15 protein-coding genes are annotated in these 14,122 nt (G+C 70.1%); 5 read left to right on the top strand and 10 right to left on the bottom strand.

Going from position 1 to position 14,122, the window contains the following annotated elements:
• Nucleotides 1-32 precede the first annotated feature (32 nt).
• The 5 genes from mrdA to QSJ95_RS30580 are packed head-to-tail and all read right to left on the bottom strand — an operon-like array spanning nt 33 to nt 4,701.
• Nucleotides 33-1,919, bottom strand: a complete 1,887-nt coding sequence (mrdA, locus tag QSJ95_RS30600; RefSeq protein WP_009617294.1) for a penicillin-binding protein 2 — start codon at nt 1,917-1,919, stop codon at nt 33-35.
• A 15-nt stretch (nt 1,920-1,934) separates the two neighbouring features.
• Entirely contained in the window at nt 1,935-2,402 is a 468-nt protein-coding gene (gene rlmH, locus QSJ95_RS30595) for a 23S rRNA (pseudouridine(1915)-N(3))-methyltransferase RlmH (protein ID WP_009617293.1), read from the bottom strand.
• 6 nt (nt 2,403-2,408) lie between these two features.
• Nucleotides 2,409-2,762 carry a ribosome silencing factor gene (rsfS, locus tag QSJ95_RS30590; protein ID WP_009617292.1) on the bottom strand — a complete coding sequence of 118 codons (354 nt, stop codon included), beginning with the start codon at nt 2,760-2,762 and terminating at the stop codon, nt 2,409-2,411.
• An 11-nt stretch (nt 2,763-2,773) separates the two neighbouring features.
• Nucleotides 2,774-3,436, bottom strand: coding sequence for a nicotinate-nucleotide adenylyltransferase (gene nadD / locus QSJ95_RS30585; protein ID WP_043313759.1), 663 nt, complete (start codon nt 3,434-3,436; stop codon nt 2,774-2,776).
• Complete coding sequence (locus QSJ95_RS30580) at nt 3,436-4,701, bottom strand: glutamate-5-semialdehyde dehydrogenase (RefSeq protein WP_058488458.1); 1,266 nt, start codon at nt 4,699-4,701, stop codon at nt 3,436-3,438. Before QSJ95_RS30580 ends, nadD begins: the two co-directional genes overlap by 1 nt.
• A gap of 318 nt (nt 4,702-5,019) precedes the next feature.
• On the opposite strand from QSJ95_RS30580, the gene QSJ95_RS30575 reads away from it, so the two are divergent.
• Nucleotides 5,020-6,246, top strand: a complete 1,227-nt coding sequence (locus QSJ95_RS30575; RefSeq protein ID WP_285647416.1) for an alpha/beta fold hydrolase — start codon at nt 5,020-5,022, stop codon at nt 6,244-6,246.
• Nucleotides 6,247-6,438: 192 nt separating this feature from the next.
• Here QSJ95_RS30575 and QSJ95_RS30570 read toward each other — a convergent pair whose 3' ends face one another.
• Entirely contained in the window at nt 6,439-7,293 is an 855-nt protein-coding gene (locus QSJ95_RS30570) for a class I SAM-dependent methyltransferase (protein WP_009617287.1), read from the bottom strand.
• Between the two features lie 63 nt (nt 7,294-7,356).
• Between QSJ95_RS30570 and QSJ95_RS30565 the strand changes: the two genes are divergently transcribed.
• Both QSJ95_RS30565 and QSJ95_RS30560 read left to right on the top strand, forming a co-directional pair.
• Entirely contained in the window at nt 7,357-8,076 is a 720-nt protein-coding gene (locus QSJ95_RS30565; RefSeq protein ID WP_061560635.1) for a DNA-3-methyladenine glycosylase, read from the top strand.
• Nucleotides 8,073-9,386, top strand: a complete 1,314-nt coding sequence (locus QSJ95_RS30560; RefSeq protein ID WP_285647415.1) for a bifunctional DedA family/phosphatase PAP2 family protein — start codon at nt 8,073-8,075, stop codon at nt 9,384-9,386. Before QSJ95_RS30565 ends, QSJ95_RS30560 begins: the two co-directional genes overlap by 4 nt.
• 3 nt (nt 9,387-9,389) lie before the next feature.
• Here QSJ95_RS30560 and QSJ95_RS30555 read toward each other — a convergent pair whose 3' ends face one another.
• Nucleotides 9,390-10,292, bottom strand: coding sequence for a LysR family transcriptional regulator (locus QSJ95_RS30555; protein WP_285647413.1), 903 nt, complete (start codon nt 10,290-10,292; stop codon nt 9,390-9,392).
• Between the two features lie 103 nt (nt 10,293-10,395).
• Between QSJ95_RS30555 and QSJ95_RS30550 the strand changes: the two genes are divergently transcribed.
• A complete protein-coding gene (locus QSJ95_RS30550; protein ID WP_064581873.1) occupies nt 10,396-10,689 on the top strand; it encodes a putative quinol monooxygenase in 294 nt (97 codons plus the stop codon).
• A 9-nt stretch (nt 10,690-10,698) separates the two neighbouring features.
• Nucleotides 10,699-11,712 carry a zinc-binding alcohol dehydrogenase family protein gene (locus QSJ95_RS30545; RefSeq protein ID WP_043313772.1) on the top strand — a complete coding sequence of 338 codons (1,014 nt, stop codon included), beginning with the start codon at nt 10,699-10,701 and terminating at the stop codon, nt 11,710-11,712.
• 465 nt (nt 11,713-12,177) lie between these two features.
• Here QSJ95_RS30545 and QSJ95_RS30540 read toward each other — a convergent pair whose 3' ends face one another.
• From QSJ95_RS30540 to ribA, 3 genes are read right to left on the bottom strand one after another with little or no spacing between them, the layout of a single operon-like run.
• Nucleotides 12,178-12,978, bottom strand: a complete 801-nt coding sequence (locus QSJ95_RS30540) for a cobalamin-binding protein (protein WP_285647411.1) — start codon at nt 12,976-12,978, stop codon at nt 12,178-12,180.
• Entirely contained in the window at nt 12,978-13,394 is a 417-nt protein-coding gene (locus QSJ95_RS30535; protein WP_276215057.1) for an MFS transporter, read from the bottom strand. Before QSJ95_RS30535 ends, QSJ95_RS30540 begins: the two co-directional genes overlap by 1 nt.
• Nucleotides 13,391-14,014: a GTP cyclohydrolase II gene (ribA, locus tag QSJ95_RS30530; RefSeq protein ID WP_285647408.1), complete on the bottom strand. Its 624-nt coding sequence runs from the start codon at nt 14,012-14,014 to the stop codon at nt 13,391-13,393. Before ribA ends, QSJ95_RS30535 begins: the two co-directional genes overlap by 4 nt.
• Nucleotides 14,015-14,122 lie beyond the last annotated feature (108 nt).

Below are 14,122 nucleotides of genomic sequence, written 5' to 3'. Positions count from 1 at the left end.
CGTGCGGTCGAAGTTGGGGTTCATGTTCATGCTCATGGCTTCGGCGCCTCCGCCACCTGTGGCGCGAATTCGGGCTTGAGCTTGCCGCTCTCGTCCAGCAGCCAGGCGTCCATCACCTGCTTGAGCACGGGGGCGGCGACGCCGGAGCCGGACTCGCCGTTCTCCACCATCACCGACACCGCGATCTGCGGGTTGTCCGCCGGGGCGAAGCCGATGAACAGCGCGTGGTCGCGGTTGCGCTCGTTGAGCTTGGAACGGTCGTAGCGCTCGTTCTGCTTGATCGCCACCACCTGCGCGGTACCGGACTTGCCGGCGATGCGGTAGACCGAGGCGGCGCCGACCTTGTGCGCGGTGCCGCGGGCATTGTGCACCACTTGCTGCATGTCGGAGTCGATCAGTTCCCAGTTGCCCGGCTCGCGCAGCTCGATGTCGGGCATCGGCTCGGGGTCGACCGGCGGCTGGCCGTCGACGGTCCTGGCCAGGTGCGGGCGGATCCACTTGCCGTGGTTGGCGATCAGCGCGGTCATCTGCGCCAGCTGCAGCGGCGTGGACTGCATGTAGCCCTGGCCGATGCCGAGGATCAGCGTCTCGCCGGGGAACCAGACCTGGCGGCGGGTGGCGCGCTTCCACTCGCGCGAGGGCATCAGCCCCGGCGACTCGCCGTACATGTCCAGGGACACGCGCTGGCCGAAGCCGAAGCGGCTCATGTAGTCGTGCAGCCTGTCGATGCCGAGCTTGTGGGCGAGGTCGTAGAAGTAGGTGTCGTTGGAACGCATGATCGCCGTCTCCAGGTTCACCCAGCCCTCGCCGGAACGGTTCCAGTTGCGGTACTTGTGATCGTAGTTGGGCAGTTGGTAGTAGCCGGGGTCGAAGACCCGCGAGCTGGGCGTGACCACCCCGGCGTCGAGGCCGGCCAGGGCCACCGCCGGCTTCACCGTCGAGCCCGGCGGGTACAGGCCGCGCAGCACGCGGTTGTACAGCGGGCGGTCGATGGAATCGCGCAGCGCCGAGTAGTCCTTGAAGCTGATGCCGGTGACGAACAGGTTGGGGTCGTAGCTGGGCTGGCTGACCATCGCCAGCACCTCGCCGGTGGCCGGCTGGATCGCCACGATGGCGCCGCGGCGCCCGCCCAGGGCCTCCTCGGCCTTGGCCTGCAGCTTGCTGTCGATGCTCAGGACGATGTCCTTGCCCGGCACCGGGTCGGTGCGCTTGAGCACGCGCAGCACGCGGCCGCGGGCGTTGGTCTCGACCTCCTCGTAGCCCACGGTGCCGTGCAGCTCGGCCTCGTAGAACTTCTCCACGCCGGTCTTGCCGATGTGGTGGGTGCCGGAATAGTTGACCGGGTCGAGCACCTTCAGCTCTGCCTCGTTGATCCGCCCGACGTAGCCCACCGAATGGGCGAAGTGCTCGCCCAGCGGGTAGTGGCGGACGAACTGCGCGGTGACGTCGATGCCCGGCAGACGGTACTGGTTCACGGCGATGCGGGCGATCTGCTCCTCGGACAGCTCGAACATGATCGGCACCGGCTCGAACGGCCGCCGGCCCTGCTTCATGCGCTTCTCGAAGATCGCCTTGTCTTCCTCGGTCAGGCCGAGGATCTCCACCAGCGCCTGCAGCTCCTGCTGCAGGTTCTCGGTGCGCTCGCGGGTGACCGTGAGGCTGAAACTGGGGCGGTTGTCGGCGATCAGCACGCCGTTGCGGTCGTAGATCAGGCCGCGGTTGGGCGGGATCGGCTGGACGTGGACGCGGTTGTTCTCCGACAGCGTCGAGTGGTACTCGTACTGGGTGACCTGCAGGTGGTACATGCGCGCCACCAGCACCAGGGCCAGGAGGAAGATCGCCACCGCGCCGACGACGACCCGGCGACGCACCAGGCGGGCGTCCTTCTCGTGGTCCTTGAGTTGTATCGGCTGCGGCATCGGGTACGGCTACGACTACTTGTGGTAGGGGTGCCCGGACAGCACCGTCCAGGCGCGGTAGATCTGCTCGCCCACCAGGATGCGCACCAGCGGGTGCGGCAACGTCAGCGGCGACAGCGACCAGCGCTGTTCGCTGCGCGCGCAGACCTCCGGCGCCAGCCCTTCCGGGCCGCCGACCATGAGGTTGACGGTGCGCGCGTCCAGGCGCCAGCGGTCCAGCTCGGCGGCCAGTTGCGGGGTGCTCCAGGGCTTGCCTTCGACTTCCAGGGTCACCACCCGTTCACCGGGCTGCACCTTGGCCAGCATGGCTTCGCCTTCCTGGCGGATCAGCCGCGCCACGTCGGCGTTCTTGCCGCGCGTGTTCAGCGGGATCTCCACCAGTTCCAGGGACAGCTCCGAGGGCAGGCGCTTGACGTACTCCTGCCAGCCCTCCTCGACCCAGCGCGGCATGCGCGAGCCGACCGCGATCAGACGCAGGCGCAAGGGCGCTTACTCGCCGCTGTGGTGGGCGCGGCTCTGTTCGGCGCCGAGCCAGAGGCGCTCCAGGTCGTAGAACTGGCGGGTGGCCGGCTGCATGACGTGGACCACGACGTTGCCCAGGTCGATCAGCACCCATTCGCCGCCTTCCTGGCCTTCGCTGCCGATGGGCTTGACGCCCTGTTCCTTGACCTTCTCCAGGACGTTGTCGGCCAGCGACTTGACCTGGCGGCTGGAGGAGCCGGAGGCGATGACCATGACGTCGGTGATGCTGGTCTTGTCGCGTACGTCGAGGACGGTGATGTCCTGCGCTTTCATGTCTTCCAGAGCGGCGACGGCCAGCTCGACCAGTTGTTCGGTTTGCATTGAATGACTCTCTAGTTTGCCAGGGACGCGCGGTACAGCCCGTGCGCCTCGATGTAGTTCAATACCGCGTCCGGCACCAGGAAGCGCGGCGAGCGCCCCTGCGCCAGCAGGGCGCGGATCTGGGTGGCCGACACCGCCAGGGGCGTCTGCCAGATGAAAGTGACCTGCCCGGCCGGCCCGGCGAGGGCGTTGGGGTCGGCCATGCTACGCGCCGCCAGCAGGTCGCGCAGGGCTTCCGGCGCTTCCACGTCGGCATCCGGGCGCTGCAGCACCAGCATGTGGCAGTGCTGCAGCAGCTCGTCCCAGCGGTGCCAGGTGGGCAGGCCGCAGAAAGCGTCCCAGCCGACCATCAGGAACAGCTGCGCCTCGCTTCCCAGCTCCGCGCGCAGCGATTCCAGGGTGTCGATGGTGTAGGACGGCTTGTCGCGGGCCAGCTCGCGGGCATCCACCGTCAGGGGCGCGACGCCGGCCACCGCCAGCTCGACCATGGCCAGGCGCTGCTGCGCCGAGACCTGCGGCGTCTCGCGGTGCGGCGGGCGCGCCGCCGGCAGCAGGCGCAGCTCGTCCAGGCCCAGCAGCTCGGCGGTTTCCAGCGCACTGCGCAGGTGCCCGATGTGCACCGGATCGAAGGTGCCGCCGAAGAGGCCGATCCGCCGCGCTTGCCGTTTACTCATCAGGTGCGCACGTGCCCGTCGCCGAAGACCACGTACTTCTCGCTGGTCAGGCCTTCCAGGCCGACCGGGCCGCGGGCGTGCAGCTTGTCGGTGGAGATGCCGATCTCCGCCCCCAGGCCATACTCGAAGCCGTCGGCGAAGCGCGTCGAGGCGTTGACCATGACCGAAGCCGAATCCACCTCGGCGAGGAAGCGCCGGGCGTTGCTGAAGTTCTCGCTGACGATGGCGTCGGTGTGCTGCGAGCCGTAGGTGTTGATGTGCTCGATGGCGCTGTCCAGGTCGTCGACGATGCGGATCGACAGGATCGGCGCGTTGTACTCGGTGCGCCAGTCTTCCTCGGTGGCCTCCAGCACGTCGCTGCCCAGCAGCGCGCGGGTGGCGGCGTCGCCGCGCAGCTCCACGCCCTTGTCGCGGTAGATGGCGGCCAGCGGCGGCAGCACGCGCGCGGCGATGGCCTTGTGCACCAGCAGGGTTTCCATGGTGTTGCACGGCGCGTAGCGCTGGGTCTTGGCGTTGTCGGCGATGCGGATGGCCTTGTCGAGGTCGGCCGACTCGTCGATGAACACGTGGCAGATGCCGTCCAGGTGCTTGATCACCGGCACCTTGGCCTCGCGGCTGATGCGCTCGATCAGCCCCTTGCCGCCGCGCGGGACTATCACGTCGACGTACTCGGGCATGCTGATCAGCGCGCCCACGGCGGCGCGGTCGGTGGTCTCGACCACCTGCACGGCGCTCGCCGGCAGGCCGGCCGCGGCCAGGCCCTGCTGGATGCAGCGGGCGATGGCCTGGTTGGAATGGATGGCCTCGGAGCCGCCGCGCAGGATGGTGGCGTTGCCCGATTTCAGGCACAGGCTGGCGGCGTCGATGGTCACGTTCGGCCGCGACTCGTAGATGATCCCGACCACGCCCAGGGGCACGCGCATCTTGCCGATCTGGATGCCCGAGGGCACGAAGCGCATGTCGCGGATCTCGCCGATGGGGTCCGGCAGCTTGGCCACCTGGCGCAGGCCCTCGATCATGTCGTCGATGCGCGCCGGGGTCAGCGCCAGTCGGTCGAGCATGGCTGGCTCCAGGCCATTGGCCCGGCCGGCGGCCAGGTCCTGCTCGTTGGCGTGGGCGAGCTGCTCGCGGGCAGCGTCCAGGGCATCGGCGGCGGCCAGCAGGGCGGCGTTCTTCTGCGCGGTGGAGGCCCGCGCGAGCACGCGCGAGGCTTCACGGGCGGCGCGGCCCAGGCGGCTCATATAGTCGAGGACGGACTCGGTCATGGTTCGTACGCGTCTGCGTGAGGGAAATGCGCGATTATAGCGACCCCGCCTGCGCCCGCCCAGCCACAGCAGCCAGCCGGTAGACAGGGCGTCCCACCGGCGCGCCGGTAACGCCGCCCGGGCGCCGCGGGCCGCGCCCCGGCTGCGGAACGGTGACACCCGCAACAGCGCGTTGCGATTTCCCCCGCCCGAAGGTTGGGTAAACAAAAGGCCGGCCTCTGTCTACCTTGGAGCCACCCCGCCGCGCACTGCCAGCCGTTCGCCATCCGGCACGCCAGGGAAGAACAACAAGAGGCGGAACACCGCCGGAGATTCGCCATGCGCTACCGCACCGACTACAGCGCCCAGGCCCTCACCGCCGCCCCGGCGGTGCTCGAACTGGACGGCTGGCAACTCCACTACCAGGCCTTCGCCCACCGCGCGGACGACCCGCGCCCGCCGGTGCTGCTGCTCGGCGGCGCCTTCCAGAGTTTCCGCTCCTTCGCCGGCGAAGTCAGCGAGCTGCTCGCCGAGCACCCGGTGATCCTCCTCGACCTGCCCAGCCAGGGCGGCAACCTGCAACTGGCGCCGCAGCTGAGCCTGGAGGACCTGGCCGACCTGATCGCCGCCTTCGCCGAGGCGCTGCGCCTGCCGCCGCTGATGCCCATCGGCCTGTCCTACGGCTCGGCCCTGGCCGCCCTCTTCGCCGCCCGCCACCCCGGACGCTGCGCGCGCCTGCTGCTGGCCGGCATCACCGCCTTCGGCCGCCCCGGCGCCCGCGCCCTGCTGGAAGAAGCCCTGGCGCGCCTGGACCTGGGCCAGCACGAGCCCTTCGCCAACGGCGTGCTGACCGGCCTGGTCAACCCGCTGCGCCTGGCCGATACCGGCGTCTCCCCGATGTTCCGCAAGGCCCTGCTGCGCCAGTTGCAGCGCCTGACGCCGGCGGAAGTCGAACGCTACCGGCAGAACAGCCGGCGCCTGCTGGCCTTCGGCGGTTTCGAGCGCCACCCGCAATGCCCGACCCTGGTGCTGGCCGGCGAATACGACCACTTCACCCAGCCCTGGGAACACGCCGAATTCGCCCTCGCCTGCGCCGACGCGCAGTTCGCCCTGATCCACGACGCCGACCACCTGGCCCAGTTCGAACGCCGCGGCGCCTGCGCCCGGCTGTACACACCCTTCCTCGACGGCCAGCCGCTACCACTCAACGCCGCCGGCAGCACGCGCTTCCAGCGCCAGCAGCTGCCGCACCTGGAACGCCGCTTCGAACCGCGCCTGGCGCCACCGCAACCCCGCGCCCTGCTGCGCCACGCCGACGGCGGGCAATGGCGCGCCGAACTGGTGGAAATCGGCTACTTCGGCGGCCTGGCCCACGCCGACCTGCCGCCGGAACTGCCGCAACGCGGCTGGCGCCTGACCATCCCCGGCGTGGAAGAACTGGACATCCTCCCGCTGCGCCGCACCACGGACGGCGTCACCTTCATCTTCCCCCACGGCGATCCCCGCGCCAGCGCCAGCCTGGCGGAGATGGTGGTGCCGCTGCAGCAAGGGGCCTGCGCGGCCTGAGGCAATGGAACGGCGGATAACCGCGAACGGTTATACGCCCTACGCCCAAACTCCCGTAGGGCGCATAACGCCCCAGGCCCGCGCCTACACTTCCGGCAAACACAACGCCCCGTAGGATGGGTGGAGCGAAGCGATACCCATCACCGTGACCGCATGGGTTTCGTAAACTCAACCCATCCTACGAAGAGCCGGTCAGGTGCGGGCTTCGATGACGCGCACCAGGCTCGGCATCCGCCCGCGCGGCAGGCACAACTCGGCGCCGTGCACCTGCGGGTCGAGCACTTCCACGCCGGCGAAGCCGCAGCCGCGGAAGGCCGCGGCTATTTCCGCCTCGCTGCGGTAGTGCAGCGGGTAGCCGCCGCGGGTGAGCCGGCCGATCAGGCCGACGCCCCAGCGGATCTGCCGGTAGCGCGGGTGTTCGCGCAGGTCGGGGTAGAGTTCGGTAAGGTAGGTGGCGGCCGGGAAGTCGGCCAGGACCGCCGCCAGGCGCGTCCAGAAGCCCTCGATCAGCGGGCGCTGGAAGTAGTTCACCAGGCCCTCGGTGATCACCACCACGGGGCGCTGGCGATCGAGCTGGGCGAAGAGCGCGGCCAGGGTGTGCGGGCCGGTCTCGGCGAGAATGTCCACGGGGTGCACCCGGTGCCTTTCGTCCAGCCAGCCCTGCCCTTGCAGCAGGGCCGACTTGCGCGCGGCCATGGGCGGCAGGTCCGCCTCCAGGTAGTCCAGTTGTGGGTAACGCTGACGGAAGCGCCTGCCGCGCGGCGACAGGCCGCAGGCGATCTCCACCACCTGGGTGACGCCGCGCTGCTCGATGGCCTGGCGCAGGCGCGCGTCTATCAGCAGGTGGCGCTGCAGCAGGAAGTCCTCGATGTTCAGCCCGAAGCCCAGGCGCGCGCCCCAGGCAATCGGCGCCACGCAGCCGTGCACCCAGCGCCCGAAGGCGGTGGCGAAGGCCGGCTCGGCGAGCTTGTGGCGGAACCAGACATAGCCGGTGTAGTGCGCACTGGGGGTGATGTGCGCGCTGTCGGCGCGGATGCGTTCAGCCATGATTCAGTCTCTTGTTGTTATCATCCGCCAGCCTAAGAGCGCCCTGGTACCCACGACAATCCCATGCCTGCCGATCCCATCCTTGGTTTGCCCTGGCCCGAAGCGCGGCCACTGCCCCATTCCTTCTTCGACCGCGACGCCCTGCTGGTGGCGCGCCAGCTGCTGGGCAAGGTGATCCGTCACCGCGTCGGCGAGCTCTGGCTGTCCACGCGGATCATCGAGACCGAAGCCTATTACCTGGCCGAGAAAGGCAGCCACGCCTCGCTCGGCTACACCGAGAAGCGCAAGGCGCTGTTCCTCGACGGCGGGCACATCTACATGTACTACGCGCGCGGCGGCGACTCGCTGAACTTCAGCGCAGGCGGCGCCGGCAATGCCGTGCTGATCAAGTCCGGCCACCCGTGGATGGACCGCGTCAGCGGCGACGAGGCCCTGGCCCGCATGCGCCAGCTCAACCCCGCCGCCGATGGCAGCGAGCGCCCGCTGGGCAAGCTCTGCGCCGGCCAGACCCTGCTGTGCAAGGCCATGGGCCTCAAGGTGCCGGACTGGGATGCCAGGCAGTTCGACGTGCAGCGGCTGTTCGTCGACGACATCGGCGACACCCCGGCCCAGGTCATCCAGACCACCCGCCTGGGCATCCCCCACGGCCGCGACGAGCACCTGATGTACCGCTTCGTCGACGCCGCCTTCGCGCCCTTCTGCACGCGAAACCCGCTGCGCCGCGGCCAGGTCGAAGGACGCGACTATTACCTGCTGGACAGCTCGGAAGCGCACCGCACATGAGCCTGGACCTGTTCAACCAATGGATCGCCGGCCACCCGCAGTGGCTGGGGCTGGTGGTCTTCCTCATCGCCTTCCTCGAATGCGCGGCGGTGGTCGGCCTGGTGCTGCCCGGCGTGGTGATGCTCTTCGCCGTGGCCGTGCTGGCCGGCGGCGGCGCCCTGGGCCTGGGGCAGACGCTGCTGCTGGCCTTCGCCGGCGGCCTGCTGGGCGACCTCTGCTCGTACTTCCTCGGCCGCCGCTTCCACCAGGACATCCGCCGCCTGCCGCTGCTGCGCCACCATCCGGAATGGCTGGCCGGCGCAGAAGGCTTCGTCGCCCGCTACGGCGTCACCAGCCTGCTGGTGGGCCGCTTCATCGGCGCCCTGCGGCCGTTCCTGCCGCTGGTGGCGGGCATGCTCGACATGCCCTTCGGGCGCTTCCTGGCGGTCTCCATCCTGGCCGCCGCCGGCTGGTCGGTGGCCTACCTGCTGCCCGGCTGGACCACCGGCGCGGCCTTGCGCCTGCCACTGCCGGAAGGCTTCTGGCCGGAGATGGCGGTGGTCGCCGGCGGCCTGGCCGTGCTCGGCGGCGCCTTGATCCATGCCTGCCTGAAGCGGCGCCACGGCACCGCACTGATCGCCGCCGGGCTGAGCACCGCCCTGCTGCTGGGTATCCTGATCGGCTGGCCGCACCTGGATGCCCTCGACCACGGCCTGATGACGCTGATCCAGCAGGAACGCAGCCCGCTGCTGAACCACATCATGGTGGCGGTGACGCGCCTGGGCGACTTCCGCACCCAGGTGATCGTCGGCATCGTCGTCAGCGGCCTGCTGCTGGGCCTGGGCAAATGGCGCCACGCGCTGTTCGCCGGCGGCACCCTGCTGGCCACGGCGCTGCTCAACACCACCCTCAAGCACTTCTTCGGCCGCGCCCGCCCGGAGGTGATCGCCGACCCGCTGAGCGCCTTCAGCATGCCCAGCGGGCACAGCTCGGCGTCCTTCGCCTGCTTCCTGGTGCTCGGCGTGCTGGCCAGCCGCGAGGGCTCGCCGCGGGTGCGCCTGACCTGGCTGCTGCTGGCCATGCTGCCGGCCGCGTGGATTGCCGGCTCGCGCCTGTACCTGGGCGCGCACTGGCCCAGCGACGTGATCGCCGGCGCCCTGCTCGCCGCCGCCGTCTGCGCCGCCGCGCTCTGGGCCAGCCAGTTGCGCCAGCCGCTGCCGGCCCTGCCCAGGCGCATCTGGTGGTGCCTGGTGCCGGTCCTGCTGCTGGTGTTCTCGGTCTCGGTCGGCTGGGACCTCAGCCACGCCGTGGCGCGCTACACCCCGCTCTGAGCCTCAACGCCAGGGCGCGCCGCGCAGATGCTCGGCGCAGCGCTGCTGGACGAACTCGCGCAACAGCGTCACCGGCGGGCTCAGCTGCGCGCGGTGGGTGCAGAACAGGTTCAGCGGCGCCGCCTCGCCCCGGTGGTCGGCCAGGGCCACTTCCAGGCGCCCGGCGCGCACGTCGGCGGCCACGTCCAGCCAGGACTTGTAGACCAGCCCGCGCCCGGCCACCGCCCAGCGCCGCACCACGTCGGCGTCGTCGCTGACGCGGTCGCCGGCCACCTCGACCGTCTCGTCGCCGAAGCGCCAGCGCTCGTGCACGCGCCCGCCGAGCATGTACAGCAGGCAGTTGTGCCGGGCCAGGTCCTGCGGCCGCTGCGGCCGGCCATGCTGGGCGAAGTAGGCCGGCGCGCCGCACAGCACGCGGCGGTTGTCCGCCGCCAGGGGCAGCGCCACCAGGCTGGAATCCGGCGGCTGGCCGAGGCGGATGGCCACGTCCACCGGCTGCCGGTAGAGGTCGGCCTGGCGGTCGCTGAGCAGCAGGCGCAGGACCAGCCGCGGGTGCTGCGCCTGGAACTCGTCCAGCCAGGGCAGCAGCACGTTGCGCCCCAGGTCCGAGGGCGCCGAGACCTGCAGTGGCCCGGCGATCTCGCTGCGCCCGCCGGCCAGCAGCTGGCGGCCCTCCTCCAGGCTCTGCAGCGAGGCCCGCGCATGGGCCAGGAACAGCTCGCCCTCGGCGGTCAGCCGCAGGCTGCGGGTGGAACGGGCGAACAGGCGCGCCTGCAGGGCGCCCTCCAGGCGCTTGAGCGCGGCGCTGGCCACCGCCGGCGACACCTCCAGCTCGCGGGCCGCGGCGGACAGGCTGCCGCGCTCGGCGGTGCGGACGAACAGTTGCAGGTCGTCGAAACGCAGCATTTTCAATTTTCCTTTGAAAGAGACTTTCTTCCTACCCGGTTTTTCTTCACAACGAAAGAGCGGAGGATGCGCCCATCCCCCACTGCCGCAAGGAAGAGTCCCGATGAGCAGCCCCCTCACCCTGATCGCCATCATCCGCGCCAAGCCCGGCCGCGCCGACGCCCTGCAGGCCCGCCTGGCCGAGCTGCGCGTGCCCTCGCGGGCCGAGCCCGGCTGCATCCAGTACGACCTGCACCGCGACCGCAAGGACGCCGACCTGATCTACATGATCGAGCAATGGCGCGACGAGGCAGCCCTCGCCGAGCACGAGGCCAGCGAGCACTTCCAGGCCTTCGTCGCGGCCAGCCGGGACGACCTGGCCGAGCTCGACATCCGCCTGATGAACCGCATCGACTGAGGAGCCGCCATGAAAGCCATCGGTTACACCCACAGCCGCCCGATCGACGCCGACGACGCCCTGCTCGACATCCAGCTGCCGGAGCCGACGCCCGGCCCGCGCGACCTGCTGGTGGAGGTCCGCGCCATTTCCGTCAACCCGGTGGACACCAAGGTGCGCCAGCGCGCGGAGCCTGCGGCCGGCGAATACAAGGTGCTGGGTTGGGACGCCGCCGGCGTGGTCCGCGCGGTGGGCAGCGAGGTCAGCCTGTTCCGCCCCGGCGACGAGGTGTTCTACGCCGGCGACCTGACGCGCCCGGGCAGCAACGCCGAACTGCAACTGGTGGACGAACGCATCGTCGGCGCCAAGCCGGCCAGCCTCGACTTCGCCCAGGCCGCGGCCCTGCCGCTGACCAGCATCACCGCCTGGGAACTGCTGTTCGAACGCCTGCAGATCGCCGAGGGCCCGGGCAGCGCCGGGCAGAGCCTGCTGATCGTCGGCGCCGCCGGCGGCGTGGGCTCCATCCTCGTCCAACTGGCCCGGCACCTGACCGGTGTAACCGTGATCGGCACCGCCTCGCGGGCGGAAACCCGGGAATGGGTCCGCGACCTCGGCGCCCACCACGTCATCGACCACGGCAAGCCGCTGAGCGAGGAACTGCAGCGCATCGGCATCGGCCAGGTGAGCCACGTGGCCAGCCTGACGCACACCGACAGTCATCTGCAGCAAATAGTCGCCAGTCTGCGCCCGCAGGGCCGCCTGGGCCTGATCGACGACCCGGCGAACCTGAACGTGAGCCTGCTCAAGCAGAAGAGCCTGTCGCTGCACTGGGAGTTCATGTACACCCGCTCGATGTTCCAGACCGACGACATGATCGAGCAGCACCGCCTGCTGCAGCGCGTGTCCAGCCTGGTCGACCAGGGCGTGCTGCGCACCACCCTGGGCGAGCACTTCGGCCGCATCGACGCCGCCAACCTGCGCCGCGCCCACGCGCTGCTGGAGAGCGGCAAGGCCAAGGGCAAGATCGTGCTGGAGGGGTTCTGAACGGCGGGAGGCACGGTACGCCGCCCCCACGCCATCCCCATGTAGGAGCACGCCCTGCGCGCGAACCGCGGGCAGGGCCCGCTCCTACAGTTCGCCGTGAGGCACGGCATTCCTCCCCCGGACCTTGTCCGCGATAGCCGGAGGTTTCGGCGCGATTCGCGGATAAGATCCGCTCCTACGCTGCCCCACCCGCACCGTTCCCTTGTAGGAGCGCGCCCTGCGCGCGAAATCGCGGGCAGGGCCCGCTCGCCGGGAGGCACGGCATTCCTCTCCTGTAGGAGCGGACCTTGTCCGCGATAGCCGGACATACCGACGCGATTCGCGGATGAGGTCCTACGCTGCAGGCGAGCACAGCTTTTCGTAGGAGCGCGCCCTGCGCGCGATTTCGCGGGCAGGGCCCGCTCCTACAGGTTATGGGGAGGTACGGCATCCCGGCCGGCGGATAACCGCGAACGATTATCCGCCCTACGGCTCGGCCTTGGCGAGCAGGCGACAGAGTTTTTCGGTGGCGGCCAGCATAGCGTAGCTCGGCCGCTCCAGGTTGCGGTCGGGCAGTACCCACAGCTGGTTCAGGCGCGTTGCGCTCAGTTGTTTCATGGCCCGCCATTGCGCCGCCTGTTCGGCGTTGGGCGCCAGTATCACTTGCGGATCGCGGGCCAGCACCGCTTCCATGCCCACCTGCGGCGCCGGCTGCTGCAGGTCGTCGAACAGGTTGCGCGCGCCGCACACCTGCAGGGCGTCGCTGACCACCTGGCGTCCGCCCAGCGTGTACAACGGGCGGTTCCATACCTGGTAGAACAGCCGCAGCGGGCGCTCGCGGGCGTACTGCCGGCGCAGCTCGGCGATGCGCTGGCGGAAGCTGGCGGCCAGGGCCGCGGCCTTGTCCTGGGCGTCGAGCAGAGCGCCCAGCTCTTCCAGTTGCCTGGGGATATCTTCCAGCCGGTGCGGCTCGGCGACGTAGAGCTTCAGGCCCAGGCCCTTCAGCCGCGCCATCTGCGCATCGGGAATGCTGCCGGGCCAGACCAGCACCAAGTCCGGCCGCAGGCTCAGCAGGCGCTCCAGGTTCAGTTGCCCGTAGCGCCCCAGCGAAGGCAGCGCCGCCAGTTGCGCCGGGCGTTCGTCGCCGTCGAGCACACCCACCAGGCGCGCGCCGGCGCCCAGTTCCAGGACGCTGTCGGTCATCGAGGGCGACAGGCTCACCACCCGCTGCGCCGCCAGTGCCGGCAGGCCTAGCGATAGCAGCAGGACGGCAACGAGCAGGCGCATCAGAGCAACTGGCGCGGCAGGCGGTACAGCCAGAGGATCAGCAGGCTGGTCAGCCCGAGGAGGATCAGCGCCACGCCGGACAGGTCGGTGAAGCACGCCAGCACGCCGATCCAGGCCGGCAGGCTGGCGCCGAGGACGCCGTTGCGCCAGGTGCGCGCCAGCTCCGCCCAGGCGGCGGGCTCTTCGGCCGTGTCACGGGCCTTGCCGGCGTCGATCAGGGCGAGCTTGTAGCGGCGGAACAGCGGCAGGGTGAAGTACATCGAGACCAGCGCGGCGACGTACAGCGGGGTGGCCAGCACGGCCAGGGCGTCGATCTCGAAGCCCCACAGCAGCAGCGCCAGCAGCGGCCCGAGAGCCAGCGCCAGGTGCAGCCACCACAGACGCCCCAGGCGGCCGAACTCGGCGGCGCGGTTCACTGCGTCTCGATCTCCGCCTCGCCCTGGTGCAGCTCGCCGAGCATGTGCCCGAGCTTGCCGGCCTTGGTCGCCAGGTAGCGCTTGTTGTGCGGGTTCAGGCCCTTCTGCAGGGGCACGCGCTCGGCCACGGTGAGGCCGTAGCCTTCCAACGCCTTGACCTTGCGCGGGTTGTTGGTCATCAGCTTCAGCGAGCAGACGCCCAGGTGCTGCAGCATCGGCAGGCACATGGCGTAGTCGCGCTGGTCGGCGCCGAAGCCCAGCCTGAGGTTGGCTTCGACCGTGTCCGCGCCTTCGTCCTGCAGGGCGTAGGCGCGGATCTTGTTCAGCAGGCCGATGCCACGGCCCTCCTGGCGCAGGTACAGCAGCACGCCGCGGCCTTCGCGGGCGATGGCCGAGAGCGCGCCTTCGAGCTGGAAGCCGCAGTCGCAGCGCAGGCTGAACAGGGCATCGCCGGTCAGGCATTCGGAATGCAGGCGACCGAGCACCGGCTGGCCGTCGTCGAGGGTGCCCATGGTCAGGGCGACATGTTCCTTGCCGGTTTCCTCGTCGAGGAAGCCATGCATGGTGAATTCGCCAAAGGGAGTGGGCAGCTTGGAGGCGGCGACGAACACGACGGACACCGGAAACTCCTGAAAGTCAGACAGTAGTAAGGAGCCGGCATTGTAACAGCAGTGCCGGGGCCGCCGTCATTGCGAAATCCGCAAGTTGGCTATCGAAGCCATCGATGG

This window comes from Pseudomonas sp. NBRC 100443 (assembly GCF_030268185.1).
GTDB lineage: Bacteria > Pseudomonadota > Gammaproteobacteria > Pseudomonadales > Pseudomonadaceae > Pseudomonas > Pseudomonas citronellolis.
The sequence above is the reverse complement of the archived record's forward strand: the minus strand, read 5'-3'. Positions and strand labels throughout refer to the sequence as shown.